Raw genomic sequence first — 17791 nt, 5'->3', positions numbered from 1 at the left:
ATCTTAGTTATATCCAGTCAATTCCATATATCCTTCTCCTATCAGATCATTACTTTTATTTACAATATCAATAGCTCCTTCCCAATATGTAATTGTACTATTAAACTCTTGTTTATTAATTTTAGGGATAATTCGTATATATATATCTAATTCTGCAATCTCAATTTCCCATTCTAAAGGATAATCAATTTTTGTAGCTTCGCTTTCCCAGTATTTTATAGGATTCAATTTGAACTGATTTTCTTTTAAGCTTGTAACTTTATTAATTTTATCAATAAATGTTCCAGCACTAAAATCTGTAGGTAAACCTTCTTTATTTCTTAGTTGATACATCATTAATTGTGAACTATCACTAAAGGTTATTGAAAACCAATCCCAGCCAATTACATTTTTTGGTAACACACCAGAGCTCCATTCATGGTCATACCATGAATTCCCAGTCACTTCAAAAGCACTTTTGTCGATAACAATTTCACCTGTTGTTTCATAATCAGTAACTGAATAATAATAAGAAGCGTTAGATCTCTCAGCTCCTTTTTTACTATAACCTTTGTTGCCATGAAAAATAGGAGTAGTGTTGCTTTTCAATATTAAATCTAATACTATTTCATCTTGTCTTGCATATAAATGAACATCATTACCGTCAAATTCTATTGTCCAATTACTAATCCATATTTTATTGTTATCTATATCAGATCCAGCAAGCCCTAAATCACTTTTTCGAAAAAATATTTCTTTGTGTAAATACTCTGAATTATTAATATCTGAAATCGCTAAATGACCTAAATATATATCAGAAGCTGCCCATGAGGAAATAGAATCACCTTCATTATTATCAAATCGAAATATTGTGAACTGATATCCAAATTCTTGTTGATTTATATCTTTAAGATTCCCTGTAAAGTACCACCATTCATTTCTAAAGCTTGGATGATCGTAATGATCTTGAGGAAACAAAATCTCTTTATTTGGTTCGGGAATTTCACCTGCAGAGATACTGGAATTATCACTAAGAAGATTTAATAAGGATAGATTTGATGACTCAATTGTTTTGGGTTTATCAGTTGCAATAACAGAAAAGTAAACCATTATTACAATAGTAAAACTAATGACAATCATCAAAGAGTATTTTAAAAACTTCTTCAAAATTTTATTCCCCCATCAGTGCTTTACGGATATTATTGCGACTAATTTTTATACTAGGATAAATACTTGCTAATACAGACGATAAAATAGCTACCATTATCCCTTCTACAAATACTGAAGGTAAAAGTTGCATGGGGATTGACCAACCAAAAGATTGTTTATTAATTATTTGAATAAGAAGGTTTGTAATTATTATTCCTAATGGTATGGAAATCAGTCCTGAAATTACCCCTATAATGAATGTTTGGTTACCTATGATTGTTCTTAATTGATTATTTGTAAATCCAATAGATTTGAGTATAGAAAATTCTCTGGCTCTACTCAAAATAATGGCACTTATAGCACCTAATATCCCTATAAATGCAACTATGAGGCTAATTGATCGCAATACAAAAGTTATTTCAAAAGTTTTATCGAAAATTTCCATGGAAGCATTATTTAATTTTTTACTCGAGATGATTTGTAAATCCCAGTCAGTATCAAATTTATCTAAAAGTTTGTTAAATACTACCTCTGAGTTTTGTGAATCATTTAAATAAAGTGCCAAAGAAGTAACTTTTGAATTATTCCAATAATTGTCATAAACCTGTTTACTAACCATTGCAATTCCTGAAGTAGAACTGTAGTCATAATATATGCCTCTTACGGTAAAACTTTTCAAACCACTATCAGTCAGTATGTCAAAAGTATCGTTTATTTGAATATTCTTCTGAAAAGCAAGAGGTTCCGAAATCAATATTGAATCTGTTTGTACAAAGTCGTTCCAAATATCTATTTTTTCACCTTCTTTTAATTGGATAACTTCATCAAAAATCTTTTCAGCAGAATCCACCACAATTAAATTTAATAAATATCCATCTTTGAATATTTCGAAAGAGCCTAATTGGCTAATATACTCTATTTCAGGTATATCACTAACATATTTAATAAATTCATCATCAATTCCTTTAGGGTCTTGTCCAAAACTTAGTGTAGGTGGTGCTATATAAATATCAGCTACCAATGATTGATTTAACCACTCTTCAACTGTCGCACGAAATGACTGAATCATACAGCCTATTCCTATTGTCATAGCTATACTAACACTTAAAGCAGCTATACAGATGGCTATTGTGTTAAGAGAATTTTTGATTGTCTCTACTGAAAGAGTAACTATAGTAGGTCTCCCTATTTTCTCTAAAATTGAGCTAATAATTAAAAGAACTATTTGAGTTGTCGTTGGTACAGTTAAAGATAAGCCAACAATTACCAAGAACATAGCTATAAATCCAATAATAAGATTTGTTATTGGGGCTAAAGTAATTAAATAACCAATAGAACAAAGCAGTAACCCTAAGAAAAACAAAACCATATGATACTTATTATATGTAGAGTATTTACCATAAATATCTATAAGTTCACGGGGCTGAATTCTTGATGCACTCCAAGCAGGAATCAATACTGAAACAATTGAACCAGAAATTCCCAAGATAAGTGCTTGATAAATAATAGTTATATCTAAAGCTATTGAGTTCGGTGAACTTGAAAAAAATTGATAATTTATAGTTGAACTTATAAGCCCTAAAAGAAAATATGCTAATAATATACCTAACATAATTCCAAAAATTGCACCTATAAGCCCTATAAGTAATCCTTCTACAAGAACCAAGAAAAATATTTCATTTTTTGTAACTCCAATTGCCCTTAAAGTTCCAAAAAGATTTTTTCTTCTATGTATCGAGAATGTCATCATGTTGTAAATTAAATACAAACCTACAAGTAAAGCTAGTAAACTTAGAGCAAGTAGATTTGTATCAAATGACTTAGTAATGGATTTTCTTGCTTCAGAATACGTATAACTTGGTATTAACTGGACTCCTGAAGGCAGTAAAGAAAACCATTTATCCAAAGCTATTTTTTCATTCTGGTCATATACACTAGATATATCTATTCTTGTAAGAATACCATTACTATTGGTGATATTTTGTGCTACAGAAATATCAGTAATTATTACATTTTGCATCAACTCTCTTTGTAAAGAATTATCACCTTCAAAAAAACCAACAATACTTATTTTATTATTACTATCTTTAACTAAAAATTCATCAGCAATAGTCAATTGTTTTTTGCTTGCGAGAATTGATGAAACAAAGACTTGGTTCTCGGCAAAAATATTGAAACTTGTTTGTGAAGAATTTAAAAAATCTATTCCATACTTATTATTTCCGGATAATACATTTTCATTAATCACATTTATACCCAACAATCGATATTTATCTTCTACTCCATTACTGTCGGTTAACGTAATTTGTTTATCGATAATAGGTCTGATTATATTTAATAAAGGTTGTAATTCTGCAGATTTAACTACGTCTGAATAAACGTTTTCAGATATACCAGATGTACTTCCCATTAATTGAAACTCTGTGTCGCCAAAAATACTAACAGCTGAGTTTCTAAATGACTGTTTAGCACTATCATTAGCGAGGTCTACTGCTACAAAAACGGCTATTCCTACCGCTACGCCTAAAACTGCAAGAATACTCTGAGTAAAACTACGAAAATAATATCGAAAGGCATTAATCCATAGAATATAAGGAGGAAACGAAAAAATATGTTTACTTTTCAATTAAAATACCACTCTCTATAGACATAATCCTGTCAGAATATTTCAAAACTTCATCACTATGAGTAGCGATTATAATTGTAGTTCCATATTCTTTAGCTAGAGATACTAATAACCCCATAAGCATAGAACTGTTGTTAGTATCTAAATTTCCCGTAGGTTCGTCCGCAATAATAAGTTTAGGATTATGAGAAAGCGCCCTGGCTACAGCTATTCGTTGTTGCTCTCCACCAGATAGTTTGTCGGGGAAACTTTTTTTTCTATCTAATAGGCCTACATGTTCTAATAATCTATCAACAGTTTGATTTGTTGTCTCTGGATCAAACTTATTTAATTTAAGAGGAAGAGCTATATTTTCCTCAATGGTTAAAGTTGAAACCAAATTGAAAAATTGAAAAACAAAACCAATATTTTTTCTTCTAAATAAAGTTCTTTTAGTATCAGATAATTTATTGATAAACACTCCGTCTATAGAGATATCACCAGAATCGCAAACATCAATCCCACTAATTAAATTTAACAGAGTAGATTTACCTATACCACTTTTGCCAATAAATGATACAACCTCAGTTGTTTTGATTTCAGCATTAATATCAGTTAATATTTCTCGATTATCAGAACCTTCTTCATAATGTTTAGATACATGATTAAGTTTTATAAGTGTATTTTTCATATTTTTATGTACTATTAATTCATTAATTACTATATATTTATTTTATTATAGAACTGAATAACTTACACTAATTTCTAAAATTTAATAAGGAGCCAGAAATGATCTATGAAGCTGAATCCGGAGATATAGAAATTTGCTTGACAGGAGAATCTCTGATATCTCGTAAACTTTCTGTTTTTCGAGAAGAATATTTTCTTAAGCTACGAGAAATAATCTTAAATGCTGATGTGAGTTTTTCAAATGCTGAATGTTTATTTCAAGACTATGCTGATTATCCTAACACTTATGCAGGTGGAGGAAGTGGGCAAGGTACCTACATGGCCGCGCCGCCCGAAAGTATTGAAGAATTACGATGGTTAGGAATTGATATTGTATCTACGGCAAATAATCATGCTTCAGACTTTGGTGACCAAGGGATAATCTCTAATTTAGAGTTTTTGGAAGAATCAGGAATGCCTCATGCTGGCACAGGAATGAACCTAGCGGAAGCAAGGGCTCCTGCTTATCTTGATAATCCAAAGGGGAGAATTGCTCTGATGGCAGCGGCTGACTGGGGACCTAGAGGAACTGGTGCAGAACCATGGCCATTTCCTATGGGAGTTATGGCCGGTGAACAATCACCTTATTCTATTGGCAGACCTGGTTGTAATCTAGTTCGCCATAAAACAAAATTTACGGTAACTGAATCTGTATATAATGAACTTAAAAAATTAGGAGAAAGCCTGTTTAATGTTATTGAACAAAATCAACAAATAAATTTATTTGGTTCAACATTTGTTGTTGGGAAAGAATTCTCAATGGAAACAATTGCAGAAGAAGAAGATTTAGAGGAAAACTATAAATGGATGAGAGATGCCACTAAAATGGCAGATTGGACCATTTTTAGTTTTCACAATCATGGTGCTAGTAATTCTCCAGAACTTCCATCTTCTCATACTCGCACACTTGCAAAAGGACTAATTGATAATGGAGCAGATATATTTATAGGTCATGGCCCACATAGAGACCGTGGTATCGAAATATATAATGGCAAGCCTATTTTTTATAGTTTGGGTGACTTCATTTTACAAAATGATACTCCTCAGTGGATACCATATGATGTAATGAAAAGATTTGGATTAGGACATTCCGATACCCCTTCTGACTTTCATGAAGAAAGAAAAAAAAGAGGATGGAATTCTAGAGTAGAAGGATGGGAAAGTGCTATAGCCACATGTAAATTTACAGAAAAAAAGCTCAGAGAAATTTCACTATATCCTATTGATTTAGGTATGGGATTGCCTAGATCTATTGCTGGAAGACCTGTATTAGCAGAACCAGGAAGTGAAGTAAATGAACGTGTTTTAAAAAGATTTCAAGATATGTCCAAGCCTTATGGTACAGAAATTACTATAGAAGATGGAGTCGGCAAAATTAAAGTTTCTTAATACTACTCTATAGAATCTTTTATCACACCTAGGGATTTAAATCTATCTATTTCATTTGAGCTATAACCAAATTCGATTAGTATTTCTTCATTATGCTGACCAAAATGTGGTGCTGCCCGATATACACGGTTATTAATATTGCTGTTTGAAAGTTTAAATGGTGTATTTACTGATTGGACTACACCAACTCCTGGCTGCTCGTATGAAATAATCATATCATTAGCAACAACCTGATCATCAATCCAAACTTCTTGCCATTCTTGTATCACACTAGTTGGAGAATTGTGTTCTTTTAGAATAGATTCCCATTCCTTAGCTGGTTTTGTGTTTATTACTGCAGCAATAACTTGAAATAGACTTTCGGCATTTTCCCCTCGTTTTTGGTGAGTATCAAATTGTGGATCATCTATCAAATGTTCTAAATCTAACGCTTTACATAAGTTAACCCATTGACGACCTGATGCCGAATGCACATGAATATATTTCCCATCACTTGCCAAATAGGATGTAGCTAATGCAGTTAAAACTCGACCTTGGTCTGTAGGATTGTCATTTTCAGTTTTAACCATCTGAACTGCTTGCAAAGCTAAATAGTTGTGTAATAAATTTAACTCGATTTTTTGTCCTACGCCCGTAGTATTTCTTTCATGCAATGCAACCATTATTGCATATGCACCTAACATAGCAACTGCCATATCTGCATAGTATATAAAAGATCCAATTGGTGTTCCATCAGCATTCCTTCGAGTTGTTGTAATACCCGACTTAGCCTGAGCTATTAAGTCGTACCCAGGCAACGTTGCATCTGGGCCTTTTTCACCATAAGCAGAAATACCTGCATATATAATCTTTGAGTTTATTAGTTTAAGATGATCGTACGAAATTTTTAATCTTTCAGGAACACTAGGTCTTAAATTACAAACCACAATATCAGCCCATTTAACTAATTTATATGCTATTTCCAGTCCTTCAGGTTTTGTTAAATCTAAAGCTATAGTCCGTTTGTTCCTATTTAGTGCAACAAAACCCCTACTTAAATCATTAGAATTTGGGAATGGAACAAAATTTCTAGAATTATCACCTTCAGGTGTTTCTATTTTTATGACTTGTGCTCCTTGATCAGCTAAATGCATAGTTGTTGCTGGCCCAGCAAATACTTGGCAAAAGTCTAATACTTTAATATCAGCTAAAGGTAACGACATAATATCCTAAACTCTCTTATATTTTGAAATACTCCTAAGTTCACGAGGAGGATCCATACGCGAACCTCTTATAGTATATGAAACCTCAGAAACATATATAGAACCTTCTGAATCAACTGCAATTCCATGTGGTGCAAAAAACTGTCCGGGCCCATCACCCTCTTCTGCTTCGCCAAATCGGGATACTAAATTGCCATCAAGATCATATATCCCGACTCTATGTCCCATTCCAGGAGCATCGTCTAACCCTCCCATACCATTCAATTCTCCAATGTATATATGATCTTGCCACAAAACCATAGAATCTGGTCGATGTATATTATTCCACATTCGTAAAAAATTCCCTTGCTGATCAAAAATTTGAACTCGATGTGCTTCTCTATCTACAACATAAATATTACTTTTTTCATCAACTGCAATATTATGTGGCCGCATAAACTGACCTGCATCAATTCCAGGGCTTCCCCAAGAAAATTTATAGTCTCCATTGCCTGTATATACATGGATCCTAGAATTACCATATCCATCGGAAACATAAATATCACCATTACTAGGGTTAATTGCTGCAGAAGTAGGCCTATTAAATGGCTCACCACTCCAAATTGGTTTAGGATTGTTTCTTTCTCCTATTTCCATAATTTTTTCTCCTGATGAAGAAATTTTTTGTATTGTGTGTATACCATCATCTGCTACAAGTAATGTATCGTCATGAGCAACATATAATCCATGAGTTCTATTTTCACTAAATAAACCTTTGCCAAAAGTATTTAAAAAGTTTCCTTCTTTATCAAATACAACAATTGGATCTTTACCTCTTGTTAACAGAAAAACATTATCTTGAGAATCTATACCTACACCTGGACACTCTAAAAGTGTTATTTCTGCAGGAATATGAGGCCATCCTTCAACATGTTCATACGTAAACGAACCACTTCCAAATACTTGTGCCATAACTTTCCCCTTTCAATGGTTTTAAACTGATAAAACAGGTCTTTCTGGGTCAGGATCAACTTCAAATGAGTTTAACACAGAACCAAGCATAAAATACTGACCAATAGTTGAAGCTAAATCTACTACACCTTCAACTCCAAAAGCGTTTTGAGCATCTTCAAACAATTCATCGCTAACCCTATTATTTTTAATTAATTCAATTGTAAAATCTACGGCTATCTTTTGTCTATTTGATAATAATTTATAATCAATTTCTCGTTTTTTTTCTATCGCATCAATTACTTCAATAGGAACACCTGATTGTAATGCTCCTGGTTGGTGTGCAGACCAAATATAAACACAGTCAATTTGACGAGCAATGATTATTGTCACCAATTCTCTTATTTCACCCTCTAGTGTTGTCTCTTTTCTAATTTGGTCAGCAGTATTGCAAACAACTTCTGCTAAGTTAGGTTTATATAACAAAACTCTATATGGACCAACAATACGACCATTATACGATTCTTTCAATCTATCTATAATTTGATGCACATCTTCAGATGTGTCTTCTTTTTCTCTAATTTCCTTAACCCTAGTCATCCTTTTCTCCTATGCTATTTTTACAATTTGCTTACCAAAATTTTTTCCAGTTAATACTCTTAATAATGCCTCAGGAGTGTTTTCTAATTTATATGTAATATCTTCCTTAGTTTTTAATTTGCCTTCAATAAACAAACTTTCTAAGTAAGAAAGTGCTTGAGGGAAATCTGGCGCAAATCTGCTTACAATAAATCCTTCAACAGTAGCTTGATTAGTAAGTATATTCCGAAAATTAGTTATTCCATAAGCGACTTCATCATTGGCTAAATTATATTGAGCTATTTGTCCACAAACAACAATACGAGCTCTAAATGCAAGGTTTTCTAAAACAGCTTCTAAAATCTCACCCCCAACATTATCAAAATATATATCAATACCATAAGGACAAAGATCTAATAATCTATTACATACGTCTTCTTTTTTATAGTTAATAGCATGGTCAAAATTCAATTCATCTTTTATGTATGACGCTTTCGTATCTGAACCAACAATACCAACAACTTTACAACCAGCCAATTTTGCTAATTGCCCAACAACTGCCCCAACCGCACCAGAAGCTGCAGAAATAACTACAGTATCATTTGGAATAGGTTTACCTAAAGAAAACAATCCAAAATATGCCGTTAGTCCTGGCATTCCTAAAACACCTAAGGCTTTTGAGATGTCAGCCTCTTGAATTGTCAATTTTCTCGCATTACTCCCATTTGAAATAGCATACTCTTGCCATCCAAATCTACCTTCAACCAAATCTCCAACTTCAAATTCAGAATTTCGACTTGAAATAATTTTACCTACTGCGCCTCCAACCATAATATCGCCGATTTCAACAGAAGGAGCATATGATTTCTTATCACTCATTCTTCCTCTCATGTAAGGGTCTACAGATAACCAAAGCACTTTAACAATAAATTCTCCAGGATTTATATCAGGAATATCAATTTCAATTAACTTAAAGTTAGAGTCATCAGGATATCCATTAGGGCGAGAATTTAATATCAATGCTCTGTTTTTTAATTCATCCACAATAATCACCTTTCTTACCTGAGATTATGGCAAAATTAAATTTAATTTTGCCATAATGTGTTATTTTATTAACTATAAAATGTAAACCTAAATGTAATAATTTTTACTTTTTATTACAAGGAGTTCAAAATGAACAAAACTATTAAATTATTAGAAAAATTATCAAATGGTCATGGTCCTACTGGATTTGAAGGTCAAATTAGACAAATTATACGAGAAGAAATAACAAATCCTGAAATTAATATTGATACTGACGGCCTTGGTTCGTTAATTTGTAAAATTGAAAAAGACAAACAGTTTCCCAAAATCATGCTTTCTGCCCACATGGATGAATTAGGTTTAATGGTTCGGTATATAACTGAAGAAGGATTTATAAAATTTCAAACATTAGGTGGTTGGTTAGACCAATCAATAGTAAATCAACGATGGATCATTATGACCAAATCAGGAAATATTAAAGGCGTAACAGGTATCAAGACCGTGCATGTAATGAATGAGACAGAACGCAAACAAATCTTTCCAAAAGATAATCTATTCATTGATGTTGGTGCAAAAGATAAAAAAGACGCTGAAGAGAGATTAGGAATATTGCCGGGTGATCCAATAAGCCCAGATAGTTCATTTGAATTCCTTAACAGTGAAAATATGTTATTAGGAAAAGCTTGGGATGATCGAGTTGGTGTTGCTTTACTAATTGAAACATTAAATTCTTTGGATACAAAAAATTTACCCAATAATGTTTTTGGTTCATGTACAGTACAGGAAGAAGTAGGCCTTAGAGGAGCTATTACAAGTAGTTATACTATAGCTCCAGATATAAATATTAACCTAGAAGTTGGAGTAGCGGGAGATTACCCTGGTATGAATCCAAATTTAGCACAAGAGAAATTGAGTTCTGGGCCTTCAATATTTTTACATGATAGTTCTATGATACCCAATTTAAAACTCCGCGATTTTTGTATTGATACTGCAAAGAAACTTAGTATTCCTATTCAATTTTCTGTAATTTCAGGTTATGGAGAAGATGGTGCAGCAGCCCAAAAGTCTTTTGGAGGTATTCCTGCAATTAACATAGGCATTCCTACAAGATACCTACACAGCCATAATGGAATAATTGATCTTAATGACTTTATTAAAGCAAAAACGTTGGTTAAAAGCTTAGTTGAAAATTTAGATACAACTACAGTCAAATCAATTAAATCTTTTGATTAATTTATTAAAGGTTTTTTATTAAATGAATATTTTGTTTTGGATTATTTTTATAGCAATTCTCTTTGAATTTATTCTTGGAGTGATAGTAACGATTTTAAACATTCGTTCTCTTAACACTACCCTCCCAGAAGGTATCAATGATATATACGATGCTTCTGATTACAAAAAATCACAAGAATATACATTAACAAGATCGAAGTTCTCTTTAGTAATCAATTTTGCACAAATTACAGCCTTGATGATTTTTTGGTTTAGTGGTGGCTTTAATTTTATTGACCAAATTATTCGTGCTTTGGAATTTCATGAAATTATTAATGGGATTCTTTTCATATTTATATTAAGTGGTCTCAGTATGTTACTAAATTTACCCTTCGATTTATATGGAACATTTATTATCGAAGAAAGATTTGGATTCAATAAAACAACACTGTCTACTTATTTTATAGATACTTTAAAAAGTCTAATTCTTTCATTGGTTATTGGAACGCCTTTAATTGCGGGCATTTTATTTTTCTTTGCATACTCGGGCACATTAGCATGGTTGTATGCATGGATATTCATTATAATTATTTCACTGATCATACAAGTTATTGCCCCTATCTGGATAATGCCAATTTTCAATAAATTCACTCCGTTAGAAGAGGGTAAATTGAGAAATTTAATTATTGACTACACTGATTCGGTTAATTTTACCTTTGGTAATATATTTATAATTGACGGCTCTAAACGAAGTAATCATTCTAATGCATTTTTTACTGGGTTTGGAAAAACAAAACGTATAGCTTTATTTGATACTTTACTAGAACAATTAAATGAACAAGAAATCGTTTCTGTTATTGCTCATGAAGTTGGACATAGTAAAAAGAAACATATAATAACATCAACAATATTGAGCATAATAAATACTGGGTTAATGTTTTTCCTTCTGTCATTATTTATTGAAAATAATCTACTTTTTGAAGTTTTTTACATGGAAAAACTTTCAATCTATGCGAGTATAATATTCTTTGGCTTACTGTTTACTCCTATAAATTTACTACTTTCACCAACTCTACAATTTATATCTAGAAAAAATGAATACGAAGCAGATAAGTGGTCTATAGAAACTACTACAGATAAAAACAATCTAATTTCTGGATTAAAAAAATTAGCTGCAAAAAATCTTTCTAATTTATCACCTCATCCACTATTAGTCTTTCTGGAATATTCCCACCCTCCTATTTTAGACAGAATAAAAGCTATAAACTTATTAAAAGAAAAACCATAGATTATATAATTTAATGGTTTATAATAAGTTTGCTTCTAGTAATAATATAAGGAGAGAAAAATGAAGGTTACTGGCGTAAAAACCTATGTTGTTGAAAATGAACCTGGAGAAAGATCAGGTGGAGGAGACCCAACAATCAAATGGTATGTAGGTGGTAAATTTTTTCTGATTTTAGAACTCATGACAGATGAAGGAATTATAGGTATCGGCGAAAAAGTAACTGGAAGTTCTTTTACTGGTGATATGACATGGCATACATTTGAATCTCAAATAAAATTAGTACATGAAACTGTAGAAGCTTTTGTTGTAGGTCAAGATCCATTTAATATCGAAAAAATTTGGTACGACATGTATGCAGGCCGTCATGATTATCGATTACCAAGTATGCATTACGGAATGATTTTATCAGGAATAGAAATGGCACTTTGGGATATAGTAGGTAAGGCTACTAATCAACCAATTTATAATCTACTAGGTGGAAAATACTGGGAAAAACTAAGAGCTTATGCTTATATGCCTCCAATACCAGAAGGGAAAGCAGAAAATGCTGGAAAAATTGCAGAAAACTTATTAAAAAACGGTAACTCGGCTTGTAAATTTGACCCTTTTCACCCAATTCAAGGACCGGCAAGGGATATTGGCTTATCAGAAATAACTTATTGTGAAAACATATTTAAAAGTATCAGATCTGCTGTAGGTAATGAATTAGAAGTTGGTCTTGGAACCCATGGACAGCTTACTACTTATAGTGCTATTAGAGTTGCTAAGGCTATAGAACCTTACCAACCTTTTTGGTTTGAAGAACCAGTTCCACCAGAGAATATTGATGAAATGGCAAGAGTGGCAGCTCATACAAGTATTCCTATAGCTACTGGTGAAAGACTTGCTACAATTTTCCAATTTTCAGAAATAATTAGGAAACAAGCCGCGCAAATAATACAAATTGATATTGGACAGTGCGGTGGAATTATGGTTGGGAAAAAAGTCGCAGGGATTGCAGAAGCCAGTTATGCCGTAATTGCACCACATATGTACTGCGGTCCTATAGCTGCTGCTGCTGCTTTACAAGTCGCTGCATGTTCTCCAAATTTCATGATAACTGAAGCAAATCAAGGCCCATTACATAAAAAAATATTCAAAGAACCGATCGTATTTAAAGATGGATTTATTCAAATACCTGAAGGTCCTGGGTTAGGTGTTGAATTGGATGAAAATGTTATTAAAAGCCACCTTGTGAGCTAATTTGAAAAAGAATCACGAATTAATTTTATAAATCTATTCAAATTCACATTAATTGCATGTCTAATTTTTCCTTGTCCAATTATTAAATCAGATTCTCCTGCATGTTCATCTGAGGTACAGCTAATAATCACAGAACCATATTGATATTCACAAATATCTGGAATCGTGGCTACAGCAACTGCTATTACATCGCATGGTTCATATCCTTTATTACTTAATTCGCCCCTAAATTCAAACCATTTAGTTAATATTATGTCAGTCGCTTTCCCATATAAACTTTCAGTCATTAAAAGTTTGCATTGTTCTCTATTTAAGAAAACATTTTCTAACGAATTTAAAGTAATTAAGGTAATATCTATATTCAAATTTAGTACAAAACTAGCTGCTTCAGGATCATTGTAAAAATTAAACTCTGAATAAGGCGTGATATTACCTTTTCCAAACCCACCCCCCATAACAATTATTTCATCAATATTTGTCAATAAATCTTGATTTTGTTTGAATGTATTAGCTATATTAGTCAAAGGGCCTAGTGCAATAATTTTAACTGGATCAATACTCTTTTCTATTTGAGAAGATATGAAACTAATAGCATCTACTTTGAAATCTGGTTCATATCCATCAGTATTCAACCCCATGCCATTTAAACCATGATAATCGTATCCATATCTAAATTCCCTTACGATTGCTTTAGAAGCGCCTGGTATGACAGGTATATGTGAATTATTTGTTACATCAAGTAAATATAACGCATTTTTTACACAATCTGACAAAGAAGCATTTCCACCAGTAATTGTTATACCAAGTATATTCCAATTCGGGTTATTTAATGCCAGAAACAGTGCTATTGCATCATCTGTTCCAGGATCACAATCTATTATTACTGGTTGTTTCATTTTTCACCTTATAATTATTTTAAGTATTGACCACAACTGTAACAAAAAGTTACTAGATTTATCAAAGAAATACTACTAGTATTATTTTAAAAATATGACTTATATTAAGGAGTTAAACAGTGAAAACCTTAGATATAATTGCAGAAATATTAAAAATAGAAGGAATAAATTATCTTTCAGCATTCCCAACAACAAATATGATTGAATCAGCTGCAAAAATAGGTATAAAACCTATTATTTGTCGGCAAGAACGTGCAGGAGTAGGTATAGCCGATGGATTTTCAAGGATAAATAATGGATCTCCATTGGGAGTGTTTGCAATGCAATATGGCCCTGGTGCTGAAAATGCGTATTCAGGCATAGCAACTGCATACTCAGATTCTGTACCAATGTTATTACTACCTTTAGGGCACCCGACAGATCGAGATAGAATATTTCCCAACTTTAGTTCTATAGAAAGTTTTGCGTCTATCACAAAATATGCAGAACAAATTAATTATCCTGGGAAAGTCGTTGATACGATGCGAAGAGCATTCGCTAATATACGGATGGGAAGGCCTGGCCCTGTACTTGTAGAAATACCAACAGATGTAGGAGAAGCTGAAGTTTCTGCTGAATTATTAAAAGGTTATTCAACTACTCCTTCAATAATCTCTCAAGGAAATCCATCCGATATTGATAAAATAGCTAAGATTCTTTTAGGAGCCAAAAATCCTGTTATATACGCTGGTCAAGGAGTATTGTATTCGGAAGCAACTCTTGAATTAGAAGAATTAGCAGAGATTTCCGGTATAGCAGTAACTACAACTATGGCTGGCAAAAGTGCATTTTCTGAAATTCATCCTTTATCGCTCGGTAGTTCATCAGGTGTTATGAATGATGCAGTATATCATTATATTGATACATCAGACGTAGTATTAGGAATTGGAACAAGTTTTACAAAGCATGGTATGACAACAACTATTCCTCAAGGTAAAACTTTGCTACAAATAACAAACGACCCTAGAGATATTTCAAAAAGTTACGATATAAAAAATGCAGTAATCGGAGATTGCAAATTGGTTTTACGACAATTAATTGATGCAATTAAAGATTTACAAAAAAATACAAATTCAGATAAATATAATCAAACAGTGCAAAATATAAGCCAACTTAAAACCGATTGGTTAAAAAAATGGGAACATAAACTAAATTCAAAAGAAGTACCCATGACACCATATCGTGTTATCAATGAGTTTATGAAAGTTACTGATCCTAGCAACACAATTGTTACTCATGACTCAGGTAGCCCTCGTGATCAAATAATGCCTTTTTATAAATCTAACGGCCCAAGAACTTATATTGGTTGGGGGAAATCTCATGGATTAGGTACTGGGCTTGGATTAATTATTGGTGCCAAATTAGCAGAGCCTGAGAAGTTTTGTGTAAACTTTATGGGTGACGCTGCATTTGGAATGATAGGTTTAGATTTTGAAACCGCTGTTCGATCTAATATCCCAACACTTACAGTTGTATTCAATAACAATACAATGGCTATAGAAATAAATAATATGCAAGGATCTCATGATATATATAACACTCGAGACCTCAAAGGAGACTACACTGCTCTTGCGAAAGCAATGGATGGATGGGCTGAAAAAGTAACTGACCCAGAAGATATACAAAATGCATTTATGAGAGCTAAATCTGCCACAGAAAATGGCCAAGCTGCTTTATTGGAATTTATCACAAGTGAAGAACAAGACTTTTCTAATAGAAGAGCTTTTTCATGATTTGATTAAAACCTAAAAGGATCATTATCTGATTCTTGTGAATATTCAAAAACTCTATTCGGAGTAAGCATAGATATATCTATATCAATATTTGTACCAGTAATCAATTCCGAGGTAAGCTTCCCCATAAGTGGTCCATATAGTATGCCTTTTCTCCCACCACCGGTAGAAACAATCAAATTTTCAAACTCTTTTATAGGTCCTAATATTGGTAATCCATCAAGACTTAAAGGTCTTAAACAAGCTGTATGGCCAACGACTTGTGCATCTAGTAAATACGGGAAAAGAGATAAAACAGAGTCAAGCATAGATTTTCTAGCATCATTAGTGGTTTTTTCATTAAATCCCACACGTTCTTCAGTAGTACCTAACCAAATTAAATCATCAGATTTTGTTACGATATAATTTGATCCCCAAGAAACGTATGTAAGTGGTGGACCATCAATTTTCATTTTTAATATTTGTCCACGTAATGGTTCTACAGGTAGATCTATCCCAGTCCATTCTTTTGTGAATTGAGTCCAAGGCCCCATAGCAAAAACAACTTTTTCGGCAATGAGATTATCTGACTTGGTTTTTATTCTATAGTAACCTTCTTTTTCTAAATTTACTGATATAACTTCTGTATATTTTATTTGCGAACCTAGTTTTTCTGCACCCATTAAAAAAGCTAATGTATTTTTATATGGATCAACAGTTGCAACATTTTGTATTATGGAACCACCAATTATATTTGGAGAAATTCTAGGCTCAATAGCTAATATATCGTCTTTTGATTTCCATTCAACGTTAAATTTATTAACTGTTTGTTGCCATTTTAATTTATTTTTAATTGCATCTGACTCTTGGTCAGACATAGCTAAGGTAATATGTAAATGAGTATCATACTCGGTATCTATTCCGGTATTTTCAAACAATTCTTGATATATATCAGTGTGAAGATCAAAGGATTTTAAACTGAATTCACTAAGCAGTCCTGGTATCCCAAACCCTCCTAAAGGATTTAGTCCTCCTAAAGCAAATCCCGATGCATGACCTGCTACTGTATCTTTTTCTAAAATTAACGAACGTACACCTTGTTTAGCTAAAAAATAGGATGTAGCACATCCAACAATTCCGCCTCCAATAATGACAACTTCATACTGGTTTTTATTGAGCGTCATAAATCAGCCTTATTAATTTATTGCAAGCACCTAACTACTTCATTATACTACAAAAAATACTTACACGATTCAAAGGATTCAATCATGGTGGGACAAAAAAATAACGCACAAACTGAAATAGCAACACTCGGTGGAGGATGTTTTTGGTGTTTAGAAACGATTTACCTTAGAGTCCAAGGTATCAATAAGATAATATCTGGTTATGCTGGAGGGGAAACTGTAAATCCCACTTATGAAGAAGTTTGTAGTGGAAATACAGGACATGCTGAAGTTGTACAAATAGAATATGATCCTAATGTGATCAGTTATTCAAATATATTAGATATATTTTTTGATATTCATGACCCTACTACTTTGAACAAACAAGGCCCTGATACAGGCACTCAATATAGATCAGAAATTTTTTACCACAATGATAATCAAAAAAATATTGCGAGTAATAAAATTAAAATGCTGACAGAAAATAATATTTTTGAAAATCCCATTGTAACCCAAATATCAGAGCTTGATATATTTTATCCCGGAGAGGATTATCATCAAGATTACTTTGCAAATAATCCTATGAATCCCTATTGCATCTATATAATAAATCCTAAATTGCAGAAATTCCTCTTACAAAACCAACCAAAATAA

The 17791-nt window shown here is 32.6% G+C and carries 15 protein-coding genes; 6 read left to right on the top strand and 9 right to left on the bottom strand.

What is annotated here, in order from left to right; genetic code table 11:
- Window positions 1-3: 3 nt before the first annotated feature.
- Genes FI695_05965 through FI695_05955 form a run of 3 tightly spaced genes read right to left on the bottom strand, consistent with a single transcriptional unit; the run spans window position 4 to window position 4424 of the window.
- Window positions 4-1146, bottom strand: a complete 1143-nt coding sequence (locus FI695_05965) for a carotenoid 1,2-hydratase (GenBank protein ID MQG51508.1) — start codon at window positions 1144-1146, stop codon at window positions 4-6.
- Window positions 1147-1150: 4 nt separating this feature from the next.
- Entirely contained in the window at window positions 1151-3754 is a 2604-nt protein-coding gene (locus tag FI695_05960) for an FtsX-like permease family protein (GenBank protein ID MQG51507.1), read from the bottom strand.
- On the bottom strand, window positions 3744-4424 hold the full coding sequence (locus tag FI695_05955) for an ABC transporter ATP-binding protein (GenBank protein MQG51506.1): 681 nt from the start codon (window positions 4422-4424) through the stop codon (window positions 3744-3746). Before FI695_05955 ends, FI695_05960 begins: the two co-directional genes overlap by 11 nt.
- 98 nt (window positions 4425-4522) lie before the next feature.
- Here FI695_05955 and FI695_05950 point away from each other — a divergent pair, with 98 nt between their 5' ends.
- A complete protein-coding gene (locus FI695_05950) occupies window positions 4523-5851 on the top strand; it encodes a CapA family protein (protein ID MQG51505.1) in 1329 nt (442 codons plus the stop codon).
- Between the two features lie 2 nt (window positions 5852-5853).
- On the opposite strand, the gene FI695_05945 is transcribed toward FI695_05950, so the two are convergent.
- Genes FI695_05945 through FI695_05930 form a run of 4 tightly spaced genes read right to left on the bottom strand, consistent with a single transcriptional unit; the run spans window position 5854 to window position 9606 of the window.
- Complete coding sequence (locus FI695_05945) at window positions 5854-7053, bottom strand: CoA transferase (GenBank protein ID MQG51504.1); 1200 nt, start codon at window positions 7051-7053, stop codon at window positions 5854-5856.
- A gap of 6 nt (window positions 7054-7059) precedes the next feature.
- Complete coding sequence (locus FI695_05940; protein ID MQG51503.1) at window positions 7060-8004, bottom strand: 6-bladed beta-propeller; 945 nt, start codon at window positions 8002-8004, stop codon at window positions 7060-7062.
- Window positions 8005-8025: 21 nt separating this feature from the next.
- Window positions 8026-8583: a carboxymuconolactone decarboxylase family protein gene (locus tag FI695_05935; GenBank protein ID MQG51502.1), complete on the bottom strand. Its 558-nt coding sequence runs from the start codon at window positions 8581-8583 to the stop codon at window positions 8026-8028.
- A gap of 9 nt (window positions 8584-8592) precedes the next feature.
- Complete coding sequence (locus FI695_05930) at window positions 8593-9606, bottom strand: NADP-dependent oxidoreductase (GenBank protein ID MQG51501.1); 1014 nt, start codon at window positions 9604-9606, stop codon at window positions 8593-8595.
- Window positions 9607-9735: 129 nt separating this feature from the next.
- Here FI695_05930 and FI695_05925 point away from each other — a divergent pair, with 129 nt between their 5' ends.
- Genes FI695_05925 through FI695_05915 form a run of 3 tightly spaced genes read left to right on the top strand, consistent with a single transcriptional unit; the run spans window position 9736 to window position 13327 of the window.
- Window positions 9736-10818 (top strand): M42 family metallopeptidase, encoded by a 1083-nt coding sequence (locus FI695_05925; GenBank protein MQG51500.1) that lies wholly within the window; start codon window positions 9736-9738, stop codon window positions 10816-10818.
- A gap of 22 nt (window positions 10819-10840) precedes the next feature.
- Window positions 10841-12085, top strand: coding sequence for a M48 family metallopeptidase (locus tag FI695_05920; GenBank protein MQG51499.1), 1245 nt, complete (start codon window positions 10841-10843; stop codon window positions 12083-12085).
- A 60-nt stretch (window positions 12086-12145) separates the two neighbouring features.
- Entirely contained in the window at window positions 12146-13327 is a 1182-nt protein-coding gene (locus FI695_05915; GenBank protein ID MQG51498.1) for a mandelate racemase/muconate lactonizing enzyme family protein, read from the top strand.
- On the opposite strand, the gene FI695_05910 is transcribed toward FI695_05915, so the two are convergent.
- Window positions 13324-14223, bottom strand: a complete 900-nt coding sequence (locus tag FI695_05910; GenBank protein ID MQG51497.1) for a nucleoside hydrolase — start codon at window positions 14221-14223, stop codon at window positions 13324-13326. The genes FI695_05915 and FI695_05910 overlap by 4 nt on opposite strands.
- A 119-nt stretch (window positions 14224-14342) precedes the next feature.
- Here FI695_05910 and FI695_05905 point away from each other — a divergent pair, with 119 nt between their 5' ends.
- Window positions 14343-15995 (top strand): thiamine pyrophosphate-requiring protein, encoded by a 1653-nt coding sequence (locus FI695_05905; protein MQG51496.1) that lies wholly within the window; start codon window positions 14343-14345, stop codon window positions 15993-15995.
- A gap of 5 nt (window positions 15996-16000) precedes the next feature.
- Here the strand turns inward: FI695_05905 and FI695_05900 are convergent, their stop codons facing one another.
- Window positions 16001-17158: an FAD-dependent oxidoreductase gene (locus tag FI695_05900; GenBank protein MQG51495.1), complete on the bottom strand. Its 1158-nt coding sequence runs from the start codon at window positions 17156-17158 to the stop codon at window positions 16001-16003.
- 84 nt (window positions 17159-17242) lie between these two features.
- Between FI695_05900 and msrA the strand changes: the two genes are divergently transcribed.
- The gene (gene msrA / locus FI695_05895; protein ID MQG51494.1) at window positions 17243-17791 is read left to right on the top strand and encodes a peptide-methionine (S)-S-oxide reductase MsrA; all 549 of its coding nucleotides are present in this window, start codon (window positions 17243-17245) and stop codon (window positions 17789-17791) included.

The organism is SAR202 cluster bacterium (assembly GCA_009392515.1).
Classification (GTDB): Bacteria; Chloroflexota; Dehalococcoidia; order Lucifugimonadales; family UBA6952; genus UBA6952.
Note: the sequence above shows the minus strand (reverse complement) of the source record. Positions and strands in the feature narration are given on the sequence as shown.

Coding starts and splice junctions, on each gene's coding strand:
- FI695_05945 (MQG51504.1), bottom strand. CDS start 7,053: ATGTCGTTACCTTTAGCTGATATTAAAGTATTAGACTTTTGCCAAGTA.
- FI695_05950 (MQG51505.1), top strand. CDS start 4,523: ATGATCTATGAAGCTGAATCCGGAGATATAGAAATTTGCTTGACAGGA.
- FI695_05915 (MQG51498.1), top strand. CDS start 12,146: ATGAAGGTTACTGGCGTAAAAACCTATGTTGTTGAAAATGAACCTGGA.
- FI695_05920 (MQG51499.1), top strand. CDS start 10,841: ATGAATATTTTGTTTTGGATTATTTTTATAGCAATTCTCTTTGAATTT.
- FI695_05935 (MQG51502.1), bottom strand. CDS start 8,583: ATGACTAGGGTTAAGGAAATTAGAGAAAAAGAAGACACATCTGAAGAT.
- FI695_05925 (MQG51500.1), top strand. CDS start 9,736: ATGAACAAAACTATTAAATTATTAGAAAAATTATCAAATGGTCATGGT.
- msrA (MQG51494.1), top strand. CDS start 17,243: ATGGTGGGACAAAAAAATAACGCACAAACTGAAATAGCAACACTCGGT.
- FI695_05900 (MQG51495.1), bottom strand. CDS start 17,158: ATGACGCTCAATAAAAACCAGTATGAAGTTGTCATTATTGGAGGCGGA.
- FI695_05955 (MQG51506.1), bottom strand. CDS start 4,424: ATGAAAAATACACTTATAAAACTTAATCATGTATCTAAACATTATGAA.
- FI695_05910 (MQG51497.1), bottom strand. CDS start 14,223: ATGAAACAACCAGTAATAATAGATTGTGATCCTGGAACAGATGATGCA.
- FI695_05940 (MQG51503.1), bottom strand. CDS start 8,004: ATGGCACAAGTATTTGGAAGTGGTTCGTTTACGTATGAACATGTTGAA.